The sequence below is a fragment of the Streptomyces albus subsp. chlorinus genome (assembly GCF_013302895.1).
GTDB lineage: Bacteria > Actinomycetota > Actinomycetes > Streptomycetales > Streptomycetaceae > Streptomyces > Streptomyces chlorinus.
Window position 1 is genome coordinate 4,618,972 of record NZ_VJOK01000001.1, and the last position, 19,838, is coordinate 4,638,809.

17 protein-coding genes and 1 pseudogene are annotated in these 19,838 nt (G+C 73.2%); 13 read left to right on the forward strand and 5 right to left on the reverse strand.

Features of this window, described 5'->3' with window-relative positions; all coding sequences use genetic code 11:
- Positions 1 to 500, forward strand: a pseudogene (locus FM076_RS20270) (hypothetical protein); the annotation flags it as partial.
- Positions 490 to 1,917 (forward strand): hypothetical protein, encoded by a 1,428-nt coding sequence (locus FM076_RS20275; RefSeq protein WP_173872403.1) that lies wholly within the window; start codon positions 490 to 492, stop codon positions 1,915 to 1,917. The pseudogene FM076_RS20270 and the gene FM076_RS20275, both read left to right, overlap by 11 nt.
- Positions 1,918 to 1,999: 82 nt before the next feature.
- Here the strand turns inward: FM076_RS20275 and FM076_RS20280 are convergent, their stop codons facing one another.
- Positions 2,000 to 3,220: a THUMP-like domain-containing protein gene (locus FM076_RS20280; RefSeq protein ID WP_173872404.1), complete on the reverse strand. Its 1,221-nt coding sequence runs from the start codon at positions 3,218 to 3,220 to the stop codon at positions 2,000 to 2,002.
- A gap of 191 nt (positions 3,221 to 3,411) precedes the next feature.
- Between FM076_RS20280 and FM076_RS20285 the strand changes: the two genes are divergently transcribed.
- The 3 genes from FM076_RS20285 to groL all read left to right on the forward strand — a co-directional run bounded on the left by FM076_RS20285 (position 3,412) and on the right by groL (position 6,655).
- Positions 3,412 to 4,158: a nucleotidyltransferase domain-containing protein gene (locus FM076_RS20285; RefSeq protein WP_173874882.1), complete on the forward strand. Its 747-nt coding sequence runs from the start codon at positions 3,412 to 3,414 to the stop codon at positions 4,156 to 4,158.
- 437 nt (positions 4,159 to 4,595) lie between these two features.
- Complete coding sequence (groES, locus tag FM076_RS20290) at positions 4,596 to 4,904, forward strand: co-chaperone GroES (RefSeq protein ID WP_016473371.1); 309 nt, start codon at positions 4,596 to 4,598, stop codon at positions 4,902 to 4,904.
- Positions 4,905 to 5,023: 119 nt separating this feature from the next.
- The gene (gene groL / locus FM076_RS20295) at positions 5,024 to 6,655 is read left to right on the forward strand and encodes a chaperonin GroEL (protein ID WP_173872405.1); all 1,632 of its coding nucleotides are present in this window, start codon (positions 5,024 to 5,026) and stop codon (positions 6,653 to 6,655) included.
- A 107-nt stretch (positions 6,656 to 6,762) separates the two neighbouring features.
- Here the strand turns inward: groL and FM076_RS20300 are convergent, their stop codons facing one another.
- Together FM076_RS20300 and FM076_RS20305 are read right to left on the reverse strand one after the other, a co-directional pair.
- Positions 6,763 to 7,536: an SDR family NAD(P)-dependent oxidoreductase gene (locus FM076_RS20300; protein ID WP_173872406.1), complete on the reverse strand. Its 774-nt coding sequence runs from the start codon at positions 7,534 to 7,536 to the stop codon at positions 6,763 to 6,765.
- Between the two features lie 64 nt (positions 7,537 to 7,600).
- Positions 7,601 to 8,269, reverse strand: a complete 669-nt coding sequence (locus FM076_RS20305) for an MOSC domain-containing protein (RefSeq protein ID WP_173872407.1) — start codon at positions 8,267 to 8,269, stop codon at positions 7,601 to 7,603.
- Positions 8,270 to 8,361: 92 nt separating this feature from the next.
- Between FM076_RS20305 and FM076_RS20310 the strand changes: the two genes are divergently transcribed.
- Positions 8,362 to 9,276 carry a LysR family transcriptional regulator gene (locus FM076_RS20310; RefSeq protein ID WP_173872408.1) on the forward strand — a complete coding sequence of 305 codons (915 nt, stop codon included), beginning with the start codon at positions 8,362 to 8,364 and terminating at the stop codon, positions 9,274 to 9,276.
- Positions 9,277 to 9,381: 105 nt separating this feature from the next.
- On the opposite strand, the gene FM076_RS20315 is transcribed toward FM076_RS20310, so the two are convergent.
- A complete protein-coding gene (locus FM076_RS20315) occupies positions 9,382 to 9,759 on the reverse strand; it encodes a WhiB family transcriptional regulator (RefSeq protein ID WP_243274576.1) in 378 nt (125 codons plus the stop codon).
- Positions 9,760 to 10,126: 367 nt separating this feature from the next.
- Here FM076_RS20315 and FM076_RS20320 point away from each other — a divergent pair, with 367 nt between their 5' ends.
- The 5 genes from FM076_RS20320 to FM076_RS20340 all read left to right on the forward strand — a co-directional run bounded on the left by FM076_RS20320 (position 10,127) and on the right by FM076_RS20340 (position 14,958).
- Positions 10,127 to 10,738 (forward strand): response regulator transcription factor, encoded by a 612-nt coding sequence (locus FM076_RS20320; RefSeq protein WP_003948568.1) that lies wholly within the window; start codon positions 10,127 to 10,129, stop codon positions 10,736 to 10,738.
- Positions 10,739 to 11,116: 378 nt separating this feature from the next.
- The gene (locus FM076_RS20325) at positions 11,117 to 11,806 is read left to right on the forward strand and encodes a sigma-70 family RNA polymerase sigma factor (protein ID WP_274598819.1); all 690 of its coding nucleotides are present in this window, start codon (positions 11,117 to 11,119) and stop codon (positions 11,804 to 11,806) included.
- Between the two features lie 198 nt (positions 11,807 to 12,004).
- Positions 12,005 to 13,510, forward strand: a complete 1,506-nt coding sequence (gene guaB, locus FM076_RS20330; protein ID WP_173872410.1) for an IMP dehydrogenase — start codon at positions 12,005 to 12,007, stop codon at positions 13,508 to 13,510.
- A 46-nt stretch (positions 13,511 to 13,556) separates the two neighbouring features.
- Complete coding sequence (locus tag FM076_RS20335) at positions 13,557 to 13,820, forward strand: type II toxin-antitoxin system RelE family toxin (RefSeq protein ID WP_173872411.1); 264 nt, start codon at positions 13,557 to 13,559, stop codon at positions 13,818 to 13,820.
- Between the two features lie 22 nt (positions 13,821 to 13,842).
- Positions 13,843 to 14,958: a GuaB3 family IMP dehydrogenase-related protein gene (locus FM076_RS20340; protein WP_173872412.1), complete on the forward strand. Its 1,116-nt coding sequence runs from the start codon at positions 13,843 to 13,845 to the stop codon at positions 14,956 to 14,958.
- A 153-nt stretch (positions 14,959 to 15,111) separates the two neighbouring features.
- Here FM076_RS20340 and FM076_RS20345 read toward each other — a convergent pair whose 3' ends face one another.
- Complete coding sequence (locus FM076_RS20345) at positions 15,112 to 16,374, reverse strand: nucleotide sugar dehydrogenase (protein WP_173872413.1); 1,263 nt, start codon at positions 16,372 to 16,374, stop codon at positions 15,112 to 15,114.
- A gap of 315 nt (positions 16,375 to 16,689) precedes the next feature.
- On the opposite strand from FM076_RS20345, the gene FM076_RS20350 reads away from it, so the two are divergent.
- Entirely contained in the window at positions 16,690 to 18,396 is a 1,707-nt protein-coding gene (locus FM076_RS20350) for an FAD-dependent oxidoreductase (RefSeq protein ID WP_173872414.1), read from the forward strand.
- Positions 18,397 to 18,614: 218 nt separating this feature from the next.
- On the forward strand, positions 18,615 to 19,838 hold a 1,224-nt coding region (locus FM076_RS20355), incomplete at its 3' end, for a protein kinase domain-containing protein (RefSeq protein WP_173872415.1).

Consider the following 19,838-nt stretch of genomic DNA (forward strand, 5'->3'; position numbering starts at 1 on the left):
GCCTCGACGCCGCGGCGCTCCTCCTCGACCAGGAGGGCGACAACCGCCTCGACTCCGACGCCGACGCGTCCACCCTCGCCGCCGGGCTCGCCCTCGTCCGCGCCGGGCACGCCACCCTGGCGCACCGCACCGGCGGACCGGCCGCCGAGACCCGGCTGTGCGTACTCAACCCGCTGCACGGGCCCGCCACCGCCACCCGGAAGCTGGAACTCCCCGGCGACGGCGGCTCCGCCTGGGCCCGCCCGGTGTGCCCCGACTGCCGCCGTGCGCTCGCCGCCCGTGACGGCGAGGGCGCGGTCGGCCAGGCTGTCCAGGCCGTGCACGTCGTCTCCGAGCGGCTGCTGTGCCTGCGCGACCCGCGTGCGGGCCGCCTCGCGGCCCGGGAGCCGTACCACCGCGTCCCCGGTCCCCTCGGCGCCCGGTCCCGCGCCGGGCGGGGTGCGGGGCTGACCGCCGAACAGATCGTCCGCCGTGTACGGGAGCAGCTGGGTGTCCACTGAGTCGCACGCCACCGAGGGCCGCGCCGCCCGCCCGCCGGTCCGCCGTCCCGCCACCGCCGCCCTGCTGGGCCTCCTGGCCCTCGCCGTGGCACTGCTGCCGGTGCTCGGCCCGGCCCGGCACGCCCGCGCCGACGACCCCGGTCCCGGTACGGGCACCGGCACCGGTACCCGTACCGGCCCGGATCCGGGCTCCGGCGGTTCCGGGGCCGCTCCGGGAGAGCGGATAGCCGACGGCCTGCGCAGGTCGCCCGTCTATGTGGACCCGTCCTACGAGTCGGCGTTCCCGCCCGCGCGGCAGCGCGAGCTGGTGGCGAAGATCAAGGCGTCGGGCCTCCCCGTACGCGTGGTCGTCGTGCCCTTCGTCGCCGGGGACGCCTGGGGCGGCGATCCGGACAAGATGGTCGACGTCGTCCGCGACCGGCTCGGCGAGAGCACGCACCGCGAAGCCGTCTACATGACCCTGAGCAGGACCGAGGGGTACCTGAACGGCTACGAGTTCCCGGACGACGACAAGCACCAGGCGTTCTGGGGCGTGGCCGCGGTCGGGCACCAGGAGGACATGCGGGACGCGAGCCTCTACGCCAAGTTCTCCCGCGCCTTGGAGATCGTGAAGGCCGGCGACGGCGACAAGGTGTACGAGGAGGCCACCAAGGACCTCTCCGACAGTACGGACGCCGCCGGCGCCGGCAGCGGTGGCAGCGGTGGCACCTCGCCGCTCCTGTACGCCGCACTGGGCGTCGCGGCCCTGGCCGTCCTGGCCGCCGCCGCGCTGGCCTACCGCACGGTGCGCCGCCGCTCCGGCGCCTCGGCGCGGTCCCCGTTCACCTCACCGCGCTCGGTCTTCGCCTCCGCGCGCACAGCACGCTTCCGCGACCTGCGCCGCCGCGCCCAGCGCGAACTGCTGGCCTACAACGAGGAGTTGCTGGCCCACGAGCCGGACGGGCACGGCGCCGACAGCGACCGGCTCCAGCTCTCCCTGGACGCGTACGACGCCGCCGGGCGGGTCCTCGACGCCGCGCGCGGCGTCCCCGACCTGGCCGGAGTCCTCGCCCTGCTCCACGAGGGACGCGGCGCGCTGCGCCGCGGGGAGGAGCTGCCGCTGTGCTTCTTCCACCCGCTGCACGGCCCCGCCGCCGGCCGCGTCCGCTGGCGCCCGCTGGGCCGCCGCGAGTCGCTGGACGTCGCCGCGTGCGGCGGCTGCCGGTCGGCCGTCTCCGCGCACCGGGCCCCGGAGGTCCTCACCCAGCGGCACGAGGGCCGCGACCTCCCCTACTTCGAGGTCCCGCCCGAACACAGCCTGTGGGCCGAGACCGGCTACGGCTCCCTGACGGAGGGCACCCTGACCGAGCGCGTCCTCGGCGGCGGCTTCTCCGCCCGGGCGGCACGCGCGGGAGGTGCCGCTCCGGCGGAGGGCTGAGGGAGCTGAGGGCGGCGGGGGTGATCGGAGGCGACCGGCGGCGATCGGAGGGCGACCGCCGGCGGCCGGGGCGGGCCGGCCGTCAGCCGGCGGGGGTCCGGCGCGGCAGCGGGTGGCCCAGCAGCATGCTGGGCGCCCCCGCCACCCGGGTCAGGAAGACGGTGCACGAGCCGCCCGCCGCCCTCGCCTCCAGCTTCAGCTTCCGGCGCAGCTCCTCCGGCTCCACCGCCGAGCCGCGCTTCTTGACGGTGACGGACCCCACGCCGCGCTCCCGCAGCAGGGCGCGCAGCTTCTTCACGTTGAACGGCAGGACGTCGGTCAGCTCGTAGCCGGTGGCGTACGGGGTGGACCGCGGCGCGTCCGTCGTCACATAGGCGATCGTCGGGTCGATCAGCCGCCCCGACAGGCGCCGGGCCAGCTCCGCGACCAGGTGCGCGCGCACGACCGCGCCGTCCGGCTCGTAGAGGTAGCGGCCCACCGGACCGGCCTCGGCCCTGGCCCGCCCGTCCCCCGTCAGGGTCTCCCCGGAGGGCAGCAGGGTCGCGCGGACCCCGCCCGCCGCGGCGCCCGCCTCCCCGGCGCCCCGGCCGGTGAACCACAGGACGGCCTCCTTCACGTCCCCGCCGTAGGAGACCCACTCCGGCTCGGCCTCCTCGGGCACCGCCTCGTGCGGGATGCCCGGGGCCACCTTGAGCGCGGCCACCGGAGCGGCGCGGGCCGCCTCCACGGCCCAGCTCAGGGGAGGGGAGTACGCCTCCGGGTCGAACACCCGGCCGCGTCCGGTGCGCCGGGCGGGGTCCGCGAACAGGGCGTCCCGGTCCCCGGTCGGCACCTCGGTGACATCGGCGCAGCGCACCTCCATCCGGTCGGCGACCCCCAGCGCGTCCGCGTTGGCGCGTGCCACCGCGCACGTCAGCGGGTCGCGGTCCACCGCCAGGACGCGGATGCCCGCGCGGGCCAGCGCCAGCGCGTCCGCGCCGATGCCGCAGCACAGGTCCGCCGCGCTGCGCACCCCCAGCGCGGCGAAGCGGCGGGCGCGGTGCTCGGCGACCCCGGCGCGGGTCGCCTGTTCGAGGCCGTCCGCCGTGAAGTACAGGGAGTGCGCCTCCTCCGGGCCGAACTTGGCCTCCGCGCGCGTGCGCAGCCGGTTCTGGGCGAGGGCCGCCGCCACCAGTGCCGCGTCGTGCCGCCGCCGCAGCCGGGTCGCCACGGCCAGCTCCTGGGCCGGCGCGACTCCCCGCACCTCGCGCAGGAGCCCCTGCCCCTCGGCGGACAGCAACCCGGCGAACACCTCGACATCCACCCCGCCATTCTCCCGTGCGCCGGAAGGGGGCGGCCGTTAGGGTGGCGCACGTGAAGTGACGACATGCCGCGCGCACCGCGCCGACGAACCACCCGGCGCCGTCGAGCCCCGCTCCGGCGTCCGGCGCCGCGTGCCCGGCCGCCCCTCCCGGCCACCGCTCACCTCACCCGGAACGGAACTCCTTCATGCGCATGTCCGACGCGGCATTCCTCGACCACGTCGCCGAGCGGCTCGCCGCCCTGCCCACCGTCCGTGCCGTCACCCTCGGCGGCTCCCGCGCGCAGGGGACCCACACCCCTTCGAGTGACTGGGACCTCGCCGTCTACTACCGGGGCCCCTTCGACCCCGCCGACCTGCGCGCCCTCGGCTGGCAGGGCGAGGTGTCCGAGCTGGGCGCCTGGGGCGGCGGCGTCTTCAACGGCGGGGCGTGGCTCACCATCGACGGCCGCCACGTCGACGTCCACTACCGGGACCTCGACGTGGTCGAACACGAACTCGCCGAGGCGCGGGCCGGGCGCTTCCACTGGGAGCCGCTCATGTTCCACCTCGCGGGCATCCCCAGCTACCTGCTGGTCGCCGAACTCGCCGTCAACCAGGTGCTGCGCGGCGACCTGCCGCGCCCCTCGTACCCCGACGCGCTGCGCGAGGCGGCCCCGCCGGTGTGGCGGGAGCGGGCCGCGCTGACCCTCCGGTACGCGCGGGGGGCGTACGCCGCCCGCGGCCAGGTCACCGAGTGCGCGGGCGCCCTCGCCACCGCCGCCATGGAGACGGCCCACGCGGTGCTGGCCGCCCGCGGCGAATGGGTCACCAACGAGAAACACCTCCTCACCCGCGCGGACCTGCGCCCCCTGGACACCTTGATCGCCAACCTGCCCCCCTCCCCGAACGCCCTCACCCGCACCCTCGACCAGGCCGAAACACTCCTGGCCACCCCATAGCGGCCCCCGCCAGGGGCGCGGGGAACTGCGCGAGCAACCACAACGACACCGCACCCGGCACACGGCCCCACCCCAGCGGCGGGCCCCAAAAACCCGAGGCCAAAAACCAGAGGGGGCCGCCCCGCCAGGGGCGCGGGGAACTGCGCGCCAAGCCACAACAACGCCGCACCCGCCGCACGGGCCCACCCCCACGGCGATCCGCGAAGGGCCCGGGCCACCGAAAAAGGGCACCCCCTCATTCCGCCACAAGCCGGTGCGGCTAGCACTCCGCTTGACCGAGTGCTAGCGCGAGCAATAATCTCGACCCTGGCACTCTCCCCGTGGGAGTGCCAGCAGTACGCGACGGGCAGATCCGGCACCCGCGACGGCGGATCCACCTGGTCGCCACCCCAGACATAAGACCCCGTTTTGAGATCTCCGAAGGGGGAGGTCGGATCGTGACGACCGCCAGCTCCAAGGTTGCCATCAAGCCGCTCGAGGACCGCATCGTGGTCCAGCCGCTCGACGCCGAGGAGACCACGGCCTCGGGCCTGGTCATTCCGGACACCGCGAAGGAGAAGCCCCAGGAGGGCACCGTCCTGGCTGTCGGCCCGGGCCGCTTCGAGGACGGCAACCGCCTGCCGCTCGACGTCAAGGTCGGTGACATCGTGCTGTACAGCAAGTACGGCGGCACCGAGGTGAAGTACAGCGGCGAGGAGTACCTCGTTCTCTCGGCCCGCGACGTTCTCGCGATCGTCGAGAAGTAATCCAGCCGCAGCAGTTTGCAGCGAACCGCGCCCTGGTGCCCGCTCCCCATGAGGTAGCAGGGGCCAGGGCGCAGCTCGTACGAGACGTGCGAGACGTGTGAGAGGACACAACAGCTTCCATGGCGAAGATCCTGAAGTTCGACGAGGACGCCCGTCGCGCCCTCGAGCGCGGTGTCAACAGCCTTGCCGACACCGTGAAGGTGACCATCGGTCCCAAGGGCCGCAACGTCGTCATCGACAAGAAGTTCGGCGCCCCGACCATCACCAACGACGGTGTCACGATCGCGCGTGAGGTCGAGGTCGAAGACCCGTACGAGAACCTGGGCGCCCAGCTCCTCAAGGAGGTGGCGACCAAGACCAACGACATCGCGGGTGACGGCACCACCACCGCCACGGTGCTGGCCCAGGCCCTGGTCCGCGAGGGCCTGCGCAACGTCGCCGCCGGCGCGTCCCCGGCCGCCCTGAAGAAGGGCATCGACGCGGCCGTGGCCGCCGTCTCGGACGAGCTGGTCAAGACCGCCCGCCCGATCGACTCCAAGGAGGACATCGCCTCCGTCGCCGCGCTGTCCGCGCAGGACAAGCAGGTCGGTGAGCTGATCGCCGAGGCGATGGACAAGGTCGGCAAGGACGGCGTCATCACCGTCGAGGAGTCCCAGACCTTCGGCCTGGAGCTGGACTTCACCGAGGGCATGGCCTTCGACAAGGGGTACCTCTCGCCCTACTTCGTCACCGACCAGGAGCGTATGGAGGCCGTCCTCGACGACCCGTACATCCTGATCCACCAGGGCAAGATCAGCTCCATCCAGGACCTGCTGCCGCTGCTGGAGAAGATCATGCAGGCGGGCGGCTCCAAGCCGCTGCTGATCATCGCCGAGGACGTGGAGGGCGAGGCCCTCTCCACCCTCGTCGTCAACAAGATCCGCGGCACCTTCAACGCCGTCGCCGTCAAGGCGCCCGGCTTCGGTGACCGCCGCAAGGCGATGCTCGGTGACATGGCGACGCTCACCGGCGCCACCGTCATCGCCGAGGAGGTCGGCCTCAAGCTCGACCAGGCCGGTCTGGACGTGCTGGGCACCGCCCGCCGCGTGACCGTCACCAAGGACGACACCACGATCGTCGACGGCGCCGGCAAGGCCGAGGACGTGGCCGGCCGCGTCGCCCAGATCAAGTCCGAGATCGAGACCACCGACTCCGACTGGGACCGCGAGAAGCTCCAGGAGCGCCTCGCCAAGCTGGCCGGCGGCGTGTGCGTCATCCGCGTCGGCGCGGCCACCGAGGTGGAGCTGAAGGAGAAGAAGCACCGCCTGGAGGACGCGATCTCCGCGACCCGCGCGGCCGTCGAGGAGGGCATCGTCTCCGGCGGTGGCTCCGCGCTGGTGCACGCGGTCAAGGTGCTGGAGGGCAACCTCGGCAAGGAGGGCGACGAGGCCACCGGTGTCGCCACCGTCCGCCGCGCCGCCGTCGAGCCGCTGCGCTGGATCGCCGAGAACGCGGGCCTGGAGGGCTACGTCATCACCGCCAAGGTCGGTGAGATGGAGGCCGGCCAGGGCTTCAACGCCGCCACCGGTGAGTACGGCGACCTGGTCAAGGCCGGCGTCATCGACCCGGTGAAGGTGACGCGCTCCGCGCTGGAGAACGCCGCGTCGATCGCCTCGCTGCTGCTGACGACCGAGACGCTGGTCGTCGACAAGCCGGCCGAGGAGGACGAGGCCGCCGCCGGGCACGGCCACGGCCACGGTCACGCCCACTGAGGCACCTCCGCCTCCCTGTGAGGGCGCACCCCACCGCGGGGTGCGCCCTCTTCCGGTTTCCGGAGGGAACGCGGAGGAGGTTCCCGGAGGGGAGCGTGGAAGGGCCGCTACTTGGGCCCGTACTTCCGTCCCGTCGTGGAGGAGGCCCTCGCCAGCACCCCGCGCGGGATGAGCCGGGAGGCGCCCAGCAGCGCCTTGTAGCGGGGGTCCGGTACGGACAGCACCTTGCCCCGCGCCAGGTCCCGCAGAGCCGTTTCGACCACCTGGTCGGCGTCGAGCCACATCCACGTGGGGATGTTCCCGGCATCCATCCCGGCCCGCTCGTGGAACTCCGTGCGTACGAACCCGGGGCACAGCGCCATCAGCCGCACCCCCTCGCCGGCCAGGTCCCTGGCCGCGCCCTGGGTGAACTGGGTGACCCACGCCTTGGAGGCCCCGTACGTCCCGCGGGGGAAGAACGCGGCGACGGAGGCGACGTTGACGACGCCGCCGCGCCCGCGTTCGCGCATGGCGGCGGTCGCCGCGCTGGTCAGCCGCAGCACCGCCTCGCAGTGCACCTTGAGCATCGTCAGCTCGTCGGCGACGGGCACCTCCAGGTAGCGGCCCTTGTTGCCGAAGCCGGCGTTGTTGACCAGGAGGTCGATCGGCCGCGCACGGTCGCCCAGCCGCTCCTCGACGGCCGCGATGCCCTCGTCGGTCGCCAGGTCGGCCGTGATGACGTCGGCCTCCACGCCGTGCCGGTCGTGCAGGTCGGTCGCCTCGCGCCACAGGCGGTCGGTGTCGCGGGCGGCGAGCACGAGGTGGTGGCCCCGGGCGGCGAGGCGCCGCGCGAAGGCGGCGCCGATCCCGGCGGTGGCTCCCGTAATCAGTGCAGTCGTCATGCCGCCACGCTATCGGCACGCGCCCGGGGCTTCGCGCGTGCCGGACGGCCGGGCTGAGACGGCGTCAGTTCGCCGTACGCCGCAGCGCCTTCTCGCGTGCCAGGGGGTCCAGCGCCTCGCCGGCCGCGAGGATGCGGGGCAGCAGCCCGGGCTCGCCGGTCAGCGCGCGGAACAGGAAGCTGACCGAGACCTCGTGGTCGGGCCGGTGGACGACGGTGACCGGATCGCCGGCCCGCACCTGGCCGGGTTCGAGCACGCGCAGGTAGGCGCCGGACCGGGCGTGCGCCATGAACCGTTTGATCCAGCCGCGTTCGTCAAGCCAGCCGGCGAAGGTGCGGCAGGGGATGCGCATCGAGCAGACCTCCAGCAGCGGGCCGCTTCCCGTCTCACCGATCCGCCAGCGCTCACCGATGCGCGCCTCGTCGACGTCCACGCCGCTGGTGGTGAGGTTCTCGCCGAAGACGCCGTTGGGCAGGGTGCGGCCCAGCTCGCGCTCCCAGGAGTCCAGTTCCTCGCGCGCGTAGGCGTAGACGGCCTGCTCGTCGCCGCCGTGGTGGCGCAGGTCGCCGATGGTGTCACCGGCCAGCCCGCTGCCGCCGGTGCCGCGGGGGCCGGGCGCGGAGACGGCCACCGGGCCGGTGACCGGCTGTTTGTCGATGCCGGTCCAGTTGCCCTCGGCGTCGGTGTGCTCGGATCTGTGGGGTTTGGCCAGGTTCACGGAAAGCAGCTGCATGGACCGAGGCTAGCCGTGCCGCTCTCCAAGCCGCGAACGCGTTTCCCCGCGCTTCCCCAAGGCTCGCTTATGGGCAGACGTATGCTCGACACATGATCGAAGCCCGCCATCTGCGCGTCCTGCGCGCGGTCGCCACCACCGGTTCCTTCTCCGCGGCAGCGCGCGAGCTGGGCTGCACACAGCCTGCCGTCAGCCAGCAGATGAAGGCGCTGGAGGCGGCGGCCGGCACCCCGCTGCTGGTGCGGACCGGCCGCGAGACGCGGCTGACCGAGGCGGGCGAGGCGCTGGTGCGGCACGCGGGAGGCATCCTGGCCGGGCTGGCCGCGGCCGAGGAGGAGGTCGCCGCCCTGGCCGGGCTGCGCGCGGGCCGGGTGCGGCTGGTCTCCTTCCCCAGTGGCAGCTCGACGCTGGTGCCCACCGCCGTGGCCGCGATGCGGGCCGACCATCCGGGGACCCGGGTCTCGCTGGTGGAGGCGGAGCCACCGCGCTCGGTGGAGATGCTGCGCGCGGGGGACTGCGAGATCGCCCTCGCCTTCCGCTACGGCGAGGAACCGTGGGGGCACCACCCGGCCGAGGGCTGGGAGAGGGAGGACCTGGTGGTGCGGCCCGTGCTGACGGACCGGCTGGTCGGTCTGGTGCCGGAGGGGCATTCGTTCGCGGACGCCGAGGAGGTCGGCATCGGCACGCTGGCCGAGGAGCCCTGGATCGCGGGCTGCCCGCGCTGCCGCCGGCATCTGGTGGAGGTGTGCGAGGCGGCGGGCTTCACCCCGCGCATCGACTTCGCTACCGACGACTATCCGGCGGTGGTGGGCCTGGTCGGCGCGGGCCTGGGGGTCGCCGTGCTGCCGGAGCTGGCCGTGGAGTCCGTACGCCCCCGCGGGACGCGTGCGGTGCGGGTGAGCCCCGCCGTGCAGCGGGAGGTGGTGGCGCTGACGCTGCCCGACCTCGCGCGGGTGCCCGCCGTCTCCGCGATGCTGGAGCGGCTGGAGGCCGCGGCCCGCCGCTGAGCCGGCCGTCCGGCCCCCGGTCCGCGGGTGGACGTTTCCGGCGGGTGAACGTTTCTGCGCGGCGAGGAGCCGCACCTGCCCGGTCAGGTGCCGGGCGGCACCCCGCTAGGGCTCGCCCGCGGGCTCGGCGGCCTGCGGGCGGGCGTCGGCGCGGGCGTCAGCGCGCTCGTCCGCGGCCTCGCCCTGCGGCGTCGTCACCAGCCGGTTGCGTGCCCGGCCGAGCAGTTCCTCGCGCTCGTCCTCGGTGAGGCCGCCCCAGACGCCGTAGGGCTCGCGTACCTGGAGGGCGTGCGCCGCGCACTCGGCGCGCACGGGGCAGCGCATGCACACCTCCTTCGCGGACGCCTCCCGCGCGCTGCGGGCCGCGCCGCGCTCCCCCTCGGGGTGGAAGAACAGCGAACTGTCCACCCCGCGGCAGGCGGCCAGAAGCTGCCAGTCCCACAGATCCGCGTTGGGTCCAGGAAGGCGGGAGAAGTCTGCCATCGCGTCTCTCCTGAGTGCTGCTGGGGGCGATCTGTCACTCGTGCGTAAATATGACTCTTTCGCGAATCTAGCGACGGATCTCGCGAAACGGAAGAAATGCAGCTAAATAGGGCACCGCAGGAAAGAAGGGGCTGCGTGCGATCCAAAGAGAGGATGTTGCTGCTCTGTGTACGGTCGCTCACGTAGAGTGCTGAGAGCGGTACCGGAAAGCCGTAACTCTTTCGGGTGACCGTCGTTGAGAGAGCGAAAGCGATTGACTCGAAACCAGCCGGGGCACGCGTGTGCGAGGCCGTCAATCGCCTGGTGACGATTCTTCTTCAGCAGCCTGGAGGCTCAAGGTGATGCGCATCAGCAGCGGAGGGCGGTCATGACATCCGTCCTTGTATGCGACGACTCCCCGCTCGCCCGAGAAGCCCTGCGTCGCGCGGTCGCGACCGTGCCCGGCGTCGAGCGTGTGACGACGGCGGCCAACGGCGAGGAAGTCCTCCGCCGCTGGGGTGCCGACCGGTCCGACCTGATCCTGATGGATGTCCGGATGCCCGGCCTGGGCGGAGTGGAGACCGTTCGCCGGCTGCTCTCCGCCGACCCCGGCGCCCGCATCATCATGCTGACCGTGGCCGAGGACCTCGACGGGGTGGCGCTGGCCGTCGCGGCCGGCGCGCGCGGCTACCTGCACAAGGACGCGTCCCGCGCCGAGCTGCGCGCGACCGTCACCCAGGCGCTCGCCGACCCCACCTGGCGGCTCGCCCCCCGGCGGCTGCGCTCCGCCGAGATGGGCGCGGCCCCCACGCTCACCGCGCGGGAGATCCAGGTGCTGGAGGGCATGAGTCACGGCCGTTCCAACGCGGAGATCGGACGCGAACTGTTCCTGTCCGAGGACACCGTCAAGACCCACGCCAGGCGGCTCTTCAAGAAGCTCGGCGCCTCCGACCGCGCGCACGCGGTCGCGCTCGGCTTTCGCTGGGGCCTGGTCCGATAGCCGGGTGCCGGGCGCACGTCCGCGGGGCGGCTCCCGGCCCGGGGCCCAGGGGGCGCGCCCCCGTTCCCCGGGCCGTCCTGGCCGGTCGGGCCGTACGGCCGGCGCGGACCGGTGTCCGCTCGTTCGCGCCCGGCCGCGGTCGCGGACGTGTGGGACGGCGGCCCGGCCACGGGACGGAGCGCCCGCGCGTCCTCCCGCGGCATCCGGGAAATCTCGCGGGTGTCGCATGCTTGTTGTATGGAGTTCCTCGGGGACCGGTCGGTCAGGCGTGAGGGGAGGGCGTGGGACATGAGGGCCAGTGCGCCTGCTCATAACGCTTCGGCTCACATCCACGGGAGTGGTGCGGCGGACCGCGCGGCGGCGGTGCACCATGGACCGATGCGCGACGAGGAGAACGGGCCGACGCCCGGGCCTGTGCCCGGGCCGGGCCGGGGATCGCCCGTCGCGGACGAGTACGGCGCCGCGGAGGTACCGGGAGGCGGTGCCGCGGGTGCGGACGCCGAACGGGTCGCCCGGATCAGCCAACTCGTCCAGCGTGCCGTCGAGGGCGACCGCCAGGCCACCCACGATCTGCTCGCCCACGTGCACCCGCTGGCCGTGCGCTACTGCCGGACCCGCCTGACGCGACTGCCGGGTGACGCGCGCCACTTCGTCGACGACCTCGCCCAGGAGGTCTGCATCGCGGTGCTGTGCGCGCTGCCGCGCTACCGCGACACCGGAAAGCCGTTCGAGGCGTTCGTCGTCGCCATCGCCCAGCACAAGGTCGCCGACCTGCAGCGGGCGGCCATGCGCGGGCCGGGCTCCACCGCCGTGCCCTCGGACGAGATGCCCGAGCGGCCGGACGACTCCCTCGGCCCCGAGGAGCGGGCGCTGCTCAGCAGCGACGCCGAGTGGGCCAAGAAGCTCCTCGCCAATCTGCCCGAACACCAGCGCGAGCTGGTGCTGCTGAGGGTCGCGGTCGGACTGACCGCCGAGGAGACGGGCCAGATGCTGGGCATGTCGCCCGGCGCCGTACGTGTCGCCCAGCACCGGGCGCTCAGCAGGCTGCGCGCGCTGGCCGAGCAGTGACGCGCGCGCTGGCCGAGCAGTGACGGCGGCCGGCGCCGGCCGCGGCCGTTCCGCCGGGCCCGGGTGCTGGGAGTTTTCCCACAGACCGCGTTTTCCCCAGGCGGCCCGGCCATGCTCGGCCGGCCGATAGCATGGAGTCTGCGGCTGGACAAGCAGCGGCGGTCCCCGCGCCCGCGGGAGTGATCCGGGAAAGGTGTCATGACTGAAAACGTCGACGGTGTGCCCGCCAAATTCGCCACTCTGGGCCTGACATACGACGATGTCCTGCTGCTGCCGGGCGAGTCGGACATGGCGCCGCACGAGATCGACACCGCGTCGTACGTGTCGCGCAACGTCCGGGTGAACGTGCCCCTGCTGTCCGCCGCCATGGACAAGGTCACCGAAGCCCGGATGGCCATCGCGATGGCACGCCAGGGCGGTGTCGGCGTGCTGCACCGCAACCTGTCGGTGGAGGACCAGGCCAACCAGGTCGACCGGGTCAAGCGGTCCGAGTCGGGCATGGTCACCGACCCGATCACCATCCGCCCCGACGCCACGCTGGAGGAGGCCGACGCGCTCTGCGGCCGGTTCCGCATCAGCGGCGTCCCGGTCACCGACGCCGCGGGCAAGCTGCTGGGCATCGTCACCAACCGCGACATGGCCTTCGAGCTGGACCGCAGCCGCCAGGTGCGGGATGTCATGACGCCGATGCCGCTGGTCACCGGCCAGGTCGGCATCTCCCGCGACCAGGCGATGGAGCTGCTGCGCCGCCACAAGATCGAGAAGCTCCCGCTGGTGGACGCCGCCGGCTCGCTCAAGGGCCTCATCACGGTCAAGGACTTCGTCAAGGCCGAGCAGTACCCGAACGCGGCCAAGGACGCGGAGGGCCGCCTCGTCGTCGGCGCCGCCGTCGGTGTCGCGGGCGACGCCTACGACCGGGCCCAGGCCCTCATCGAGGCGGGGGTCGACTTCATCGTCGTCGACACCGCGCACGGCCACTCGCGGCTGGTCGGCGACATGGTCGCCAAGATCAAGTCGAACCACCCGGGCGTCGATGTCGTCGGCGGCAACGTCGCCACCCGTGACGGCGCCAAGGCGCTGATCGACGCCGGTGTCGATGGGGTGAAGGTCGGTGTCGGCCCCGGCTCCATCTGCACCACCCGCGTCGTCGCGGGCATCGGCGTCCCGCAGGTCACCGCCATCTACGAGGCGTCGCTGGCCGCCCAGGAGGCCGGCGTTCCGGTCATCGGCGACGGCGGCCTGCAGTACAGCGGCGACATCGCCAAGGCGCTGGTCGCCGGTGCCGACACGGTGATGCTCGGCAGCCTGCTGGCCGGCTGCGAGGAGTCCCCGGGCGAGCTGCTGTTCATCAACGGCAAGCAGTTCAAGTCCTACCGGGGCATGGGCTCCCTCGGCGCCATGCAGTCCCGCGGCGACAGCAAGTCCTACTCCAAGGACCGCTACTTCCAGGAGAGCGTCAGCGGCGACGACAAGCTGATCCCCGAGGGCGTCGAGGGCCAGGTCGCCTACCGCGGCCCCCTCTCCGCCGTCGTCCACCAGCTCGTCGGTGGCCTCAAGCAGTCGATGTTCTACGTCGGCGGCCGCACCATCCCCGAGATGAAGGCCCGCGGCCGCTTCGTCCGCATCACCTCGGCCGGCCTCAAGGAGAGCCACCCCCACGACATCCAGATGACGACGGAGGCGCCGAACTACTCGCGGCGCTAGCTTTCCGCCCCCTCGGGGCTGTTCAGTTGGCAGGAGGGCGCCAGGTATGGCGTATCGCGTCACATACACAATAGAGGCCCGGGAGACCGTGGACTCCATGAGCCCGGACCGCCGTGAGATGCTGGAGCGGGGCTTGGCCAGGCTGGCCGAGGACCCCTACCACAAGGCGTCGGCGCCGGTGGGGACGCACGAGGACGACCGGAAGGCGCAGGCCGCTCCGGGCATCCTCATCGAGTACCTGGTCGGGCACGGTCTCATGGTCATCGTGGTGGTCACGGTGTTCGACGAGGACCTTTATCTCGCCGGTTGAGGACAAGTGAGGGAACGGCAGCGTGACTGAGATCGAGATCGGGCGCGGCAAGCGCGGGCGGCAGGCGTACGCCTTCGACGACATCGCCGTGGTGCCCAGCAGGCGCACCCGCGACCCGAAGGAGGTCTCGATCGCCTGGCAGATCGACGCCTACCGTTTCGAGCTGCCGTTCCTCGCCGCCCCCATGGACTCGGTCGTCTCGCCGCGCACGGCCATCCGCATCGGCGAGCTGGGCGGGCTGGGCGTCCTCAACCTGGAAGGGCTGTGGACGCGGTACGAGGACCCGGAGCCGCTGCTGGCGGAGATCGCGGAGCTGGACGAGGCCACGGCCAACCGCCGGATGCAGGAGATCTACGCCGAGCCGATCAAGGAAGAGCTGATCGGCCGCCGGATCAAGGAGGTCCGCGACGCGGGTGTCGTGACGGCCGCGGCCCTGTCGCCGGGCCGGACGGCGCAGTTCTCCAAGGCGGTCGTGGACGCGGGTGTGGACCTGTTCGTGATCCGCGGCACCACGGTCTCGGCCGAGCACGTCTCCAGCGCGGCGGAGCCGCTGAACCTGAAGCAGTTCATCTACGAGCTGGACGTGCCGGTGATCGTCGGCGGCTGCGCCACCTACACCGCGGCGCTGCACCTGATGCGGACGGGCGCGGCCGGTGTGCTGGTCGGCTTCGGCGGGGGTGCCGCGCACACGACGCGGAACGTGCTGGGCATCCAGGTGCCCATGGCGACCGCCGTCGCCGATGTCGCCGCCGCCCGCCGTGACTACATGGACGAGTCCGGCGGCCGGTACGTGCACGTCATCGCCGACGGCGGTGTGGGCTGGTCCGGGGACCTGCCCAAGGCCATCGCCTGCGGTGCCGACGCCGTGATGATGGGCTCGCCGCTGGCCCGTGCCACCGACGCCCCCGGCAAGGGCCACCACTGGGGCATGGAAGCCGTGCATCTGGACGTGCCGCGTGGCCGCCGCGTCGACCTCGGTGCCGTCGGCACCCTGGAGGAGGTCCTGCTGGGCCCCGCCCACACCCCCGACGGTTCCATGAACTTCTTCGGAGCCCTGCGCAGGGCGATGGCGACCACCGGCTACTCCGAGCTGAAGGAGTTCCAGCGCGTCGAGGTGACCGTCTCGCGCTCGCGCTGAGCCGCGCCCCCGGCGCGGTCCCGCACCCCCGCACAGCCGCCCCCGGTACGGTCCCGCACCCCGGCGAAGCCGTACCGTGCCCGGCGCGTGCGTACCGCACCCCGGCGCCGCGCCCTCCCGGCCGGCGCCGGGGGCTCCAGCCGGCGCCGGGGCTCACAGCCGGTGGGCGGCGCCCGTCGGGCTGGCACCGCGGGTGTCCAGGAGGAGCTGCGCCTTGGCGGCGAGCCCTTGCAGGTCGTACACCCGGTGGTTCTGGAGCAGCAGGGTGAGGTCGGCGGCGGCCGCCGCCTCGTAGAGCGCGTCCGCGCGGGGTACGGGCTGTCCCGCGACGCGCCACTGGGGCACGTACGGGTCGTGGTAGATGAGCTGGGCGCCGAGTTCCTTGAGCCGGCCGGCGACCTCGCGGGCGGGTGCCCCCTCCTGGCTGGCGAGGTCGGGCTTGTAGGTGACCCCGAGCAGCAGGATGCGGGCGCCCCGCGCCGATTTGCCGTGCTCGTTCAGCAGGGCGGCGGCCCGCTGTGACACATAGCGCGGCATGCGTTCGTTGACCTCTTGTGCCAGTTCCACCATCCGCAGCGGGTATCCCAGTGAACGGCTGTGGTACGAGAGGTAGTTGGGGTCCACGGGGACGCCGGGCCCGCCCACCCCGGGGCCCGGCCGGAAGGCCTGGAAGCCGAAGGGTTTGGTCTCGGCGCACCGCAGGACGTCCCACAGGTCGATGCCCAGGTCGTGGCAGAAGACGGCCATCTCGTTCATCAGGGCGATGTTGATGTGCCGGTAGTTGGTCTCCAGCAGCTTGGTGGTCTCGGCCTCGCGCGGGCCGCGGGCGCGGACGACCTTGTCGGTGAGCCGTCCGTAGAAGGCGGCGGCGGCCTCGGTGCAGACGGGGGTGAGGCCGCCGATGACCTTGGGGATGGTGGCGTAGGTGTGGCGGCGGTTGCCGGGGTCGACGCGGGTGGGGGAGCACGCCAGATGGAAGTCGCGCCCGGCGCGCAGACCGGAGCCCTCTTCCAGCAGGGGGCGCACGACGTCTTCCGTGCAGCCGGGGTAGACGCTCGACTCGACGATCACGGTGGTGCGGGGCCGCAGGTGCCCCGCCAGGGTGCGGGCGGCGGTGCGCACCGCGCTCATGTCGGGGGTGCGGTTGGGGCCGAGCGTGGTGGGGGCGCAGATCACGGCGGTGCGGACCCGGCCGAGCACGGCCGGGTCGGAGCTGGCGCGGAACCCCTTGGCCAGCATGCGCCGCACCTCGGCCGCGGTGAGGGGGGCGTCACTCGGAGGGCGGCCCGCGCCGATGTCGGCGACGGTCGTCTCGTCGGGGTCGTAGCCGATGGTGCCGATTCCGTTCGCCGTGGCGGCCTGAGCCAGCGGCAGCCCCGAATGGGCGAGTCCCAGCACGGCGAGATCTGCGGGCATGACAGCGGTCTTCCCTTCCCCTTGTCGTCCCGGTTCCGTCCCCGGGCAGCACCGGGAGTGGCGAGCGGCGCTCATTAAGGTTAAGAGCCCATATGACAGACAAGTCGGATTGCGCGCTCAGCAGGGCCGACGCCCAGCCAAAGTCGCGGGAATGGGGGACCATCGTCAGGGGGACCGGCAGGCGGTGCCCGGGTAGGACGGGCGCGACGGGTGAGACGAGGGGGAGGACCGGACGAGCGACGGGCGGGGCGGGCGGCGGCGAGTGAGCGGCAGGCAGCAAGCGCACCAGGCGACACGAGCACCAGGGAGGCAGCAGTGAGGACAGCGGCACTGGGACCGGAGCAGCGCGCCGGGGCGCTGGCGAGGATGGCCGAAGCCGAACTCGACGTGCTGGTGGTCGGCGGCGGCATCGTCGGCGCGGGCACCGCGCTGGACGCGGTCACCCGCGGACTGTCCACCGGGATCGTCGAGGCGCGTGACTGGGCGTCGGGCACCTCCAGTCGCTCCAGCAAGCTCATCCACGGCGGGCTGCGCTATCTGGAGATGCTGGACTTCGCGCTGGTGCGCGAGGCGCTCAAGGAGCGCGGGCTGCTGCTGGAGCGCCTGGCCCCCCATCTGGTCAAGCCGGTGCCGTTCCTCTACCCGCTCCAGCACCGCGGCTGGGAGCGGCTGTACGCGGGCACGGGTGTGGCGATGTACGACGTCATGTCCGTCTCCTCGGGCCACGGCCGCGGACTGCCCACGCACCGTCACCTCTCCCGCCGTCACGCGCTGCGCGTGGCGCCCGCGTTGCGCAAGGACGCGCTGGTGGGGGCGCTCCAGTACTACGACGCGCAGGTGGACGACGCGCGCTATGTCGCCACCCTGGTGCGCACCGCTGCCGAGTACGGCGCACTGGCGGCCAACCGCGCCCGGGTGGTGGGCTTCCTGCGGGAGGGCGAGCGGGTCGTCGGGGCGCGCATCGAGGATCTGGAGCAGGGCGGCGAGTACGCGGTGCGGGCCCGCCAGGTGGTCAACGCGACCGGTGTGTGGACGGACGACACCCAGGGGCTGATCGCCGAGCGCGGCCAGTTCCACGTCCGCGCCTCGAAGGGCATCCACCTCGTCGTGCCCAAGGACCGCATCAACTCCTCGACCGGCCTGATCCTGCGCACCGAGAAGAGCGTGCTGTTCGTCATCCCCTGGGGCCGGCACTGGATCATCGGCACCACCGACACCGACTGGGACCTGGACAAGGCGCACCCGGCCGCCTCCAGCGCCGACATCGACTACCTGCTCGAACACGTCAACTCGGTGCTGGCGGTGCCCTTGACGCGGGACGACGTCGAGGGCGTCTACGCGGGGCTGCGGCCGCTGCTGGCGGGCGAGTCGGAGGCGACGAGCAAGCTGTCGCGCGAGCACACCGTGGCGCATCCGGTGCCGGGACTGGTCGTCATCGCGGGCGGCAAGTACACGACGTACCGGGTGATGGCCAAGGACGCGGTGGACGAGGCGGTGCACGGGCTCGACCACCGGGTCGCGGACTGCGTGACGGAGGAGGTGCGGCTCGCGGGCGCCGAGGGCTACCACGCGCTGTGGAACGGGCGCGCCCGCCTCGCCCAGCGGGCCGGGCTGCACGTGGCGCGGGTGGAGCATCTGCTGGGCCGCTACGGCTCGATGACCGAGGAGGTCCTCGAACTGGTCGAGCGGGACCCGAAGCTGGGCGAGCCGCTGCCGGCCGCCGACGACTACCTGAAGGCGGAGGTCGTCTACGCGTGCACGCACGAGGGCGCCCGCCATCTGGACGACGTCCTCACACGCCGCACCCGCATCTCCATCGAGACGTTCGACCGGGGCACCCGCAGCGCCCGCGAGTGCGCCGAGCTGATGGCCCCCGTGCTGGGCTGGGACAGCGACCAGGTCGACCGTGAGGTCGAGCACTACGAGAAGCGCGTCGAGGCGGAACGGGAGTCGCAGTTGCAGCCCGACGACCAGACGGCGGACGCGGCCCGGCTCGGGGCCCCCGACATCGTTCCCGTGTAGCCGAGGCAAAGCCCGCCCCCGGCCCGGGGAACCCGTCGGCGGGTCCCTCGTTGGACTGGTCCTTTTCCCAGGGGCTGTTGGGGGTGTGAACCCGGGTGAGAAGTGGTGGGGCTGTGGTGTAACTGTGCCGCCCCCGTACACGTCTTGTCAGGGCGATGGTTCACAATGAAGGCTCTGCCGGGGGCGGGCTCTCACGCAGAGGGGACACAAGGGGATTCATGAGCGAGGACGCGGGACGGCTGGTAGGCGGGCGCTATCGGCTCGGGGGTGTCCTCGGGCGCGGCGGCATGGGTACCGTCTGGCGCGGCGAGGACGAAATCCTGGGCCGCCGTGTCGCGGTGAAGGAGCTCCGGTTCCCCTCCAGCGTGGACGAGGAGGAGAAGCAGCGGCTCATCACCCGCACCCTGCGGGAGGCCAAGGCCATCGCGCGGATCCGCAGCGGCAGCGCCATCACCGTCTTCGACGTCGTCAACGAGGACAGCCGCCCCTGGATCGTCATGGAACTGGTCGAGGGCCGCTCCCTCGCCGACCAGATCAAGAAGGACGGCCCGCTCGACCCGCAGCGGGCCGCCCAGGTCGGACTCGCCATCCTCGACGTGCTGCGCGCCGCCCACCGCGAGGGCATCCTGCACCGCGACGTGAAGCCCTCCAACGTGCTGCTGGAGGACGGCACCGGGCGCGTGGTCCTCACCGACTTCGGCATCGCCAAGGTCGAGGGCGACCCCTCCGTCACCTCCACCGGCATGCTCGTCGGCGCCCCCTCCTACATCTCGCCCGAGCGCGCCCGCGGCAAGCCACCGGGTCCGCCCGCCGACCTGTGGTCGCTGGGCGGCCTGCTGTTCGCCGCCGTCGAGGGCCGCCCGCCCTACGACAAGGGCTCCGCCATCTCCACGCTGACGGCCGTGATGACCGAGCCCGTGCCGGTGCCCGAACACGCGGGCGAGCTGCGGGAGGTCATCGCCGGGCTGCTCGTCAAGGACCCCGAGAAGCGGCTCGACGTCAACGGGGCCCGGCTGCTGCTGGAACCGGTGGCCAACGGGCTGGCCGGCCCGCTCGGCCCGCCCGCCCGCGAGCGGGACGGCGACCCGACGCGCACCTCCGTGCTGCCCCGGGTGGAGTCGCCGTCCGCCAAGCCCTCCTCCGGCCCGGCGGCCCCGCCCGGCACCGCGTCGCCCTCCGGCAAGGGCGGTACGGGCGCGAGCGGCCCCGCCTACAGCCCCGGCACCACGGGTGGCAGGCGCAAGCGCCGCTCCGAGGGCACCAGTTCGGGCGAGCGGCTGCGCGGCGCGCTGAAGTCGGTACGGAACGCGGCGGGCGCTGTGGGCTCCGGTACGGGCACGGACCAGGGCGCGGCTTCCGGCTCCGGCCGCACCGGTTCCGACGGCCGCACCGGTTCGGGCGGCGCCCACGCGGGCGGCAAGCGCGGCGCGTCCTCCCCGGCC

Excerpts from the sequence above, each read along its gene's own strand:
- FM076_RS20320 (WP_003948568.1), top strand. The coding sequence starts at position 10,127 with ATGACATCCGTCCTTGTATGCGACGACTCCCCGCTCGCCCGAGAAGCC.
- FM076_RS20315 (WP_243274576.1), bottom strand. The coding sequence starts at position 9,759 with ATGGCAGACTTCTCCCGCCTTCCTGGACCCAACGCGGATCTGTGGGAC.
- FM076_RS20325 (WP_274598819.1), top strand. The coding sequence starts at position 11,117 with ATGCGCGACGAGGAGAACGGGCCGACGCCCGGGCCTGTGCCCGGGCCG.
- groL (WP_173872405.1), top strand. The coding sequence starts at position 5,024 with ATGGCGAAGATCCTGAAGTTCGACGAGGACGCCCGTCGCGCCCTCGAG.
- FM076_RS20335 (WP_173872411.1), top strand. The coding sequence starts at position 13,557 with ATGGCGTATCGCGTCACATACACAATAGAGGCCCGGGAGACCGTGGAC.
- FM076_RS20305 (WP_173872407.1), bottom strand. The coding sequence starts at position 8,269 with ATGCAGCTGCTTTCCGTGAACCTGGCCAAACCCCACAGATCCGAGCAC.
- FM076_RS20300 (WP_173872406.1), bottom strand. The coding sequence starts at position 7,536 with ATGACGACTGCACTGATTACGGGAGCCACCGCCGGGATCGGCGCCGCC.
- guaB (WP_173872410.1), top strand. The coding sequence starts at position 12,005 with ATGACTGAAAACGTCGACGGTGTGCCCGCCAAATTCGCCACTCTGGGC.
- FM076_RS20345 (WP_173872413.1), bottom strand. The coding sequence starts at position 16,374 with ATGCCCGCAGATCTCGCCGTGCTGGGACTCGCCCATTCGGGGCTGCCG.
- FM076_RS20310 (WP_173872408.1), top strand. The coding sequence starts at position 8,362 with ATGATCGAAGCCCGCCATCTGCGCGTCCTGCGCGCGGTCGCCACCACC.
- FM076_RS20285 (WP_173874882.1), top strand. The coding sequence starts at position 3,412 with ATGTCCGACGCGGCATTCCTCGACCACGTCGCCGAGCGGCTCGCCGCC.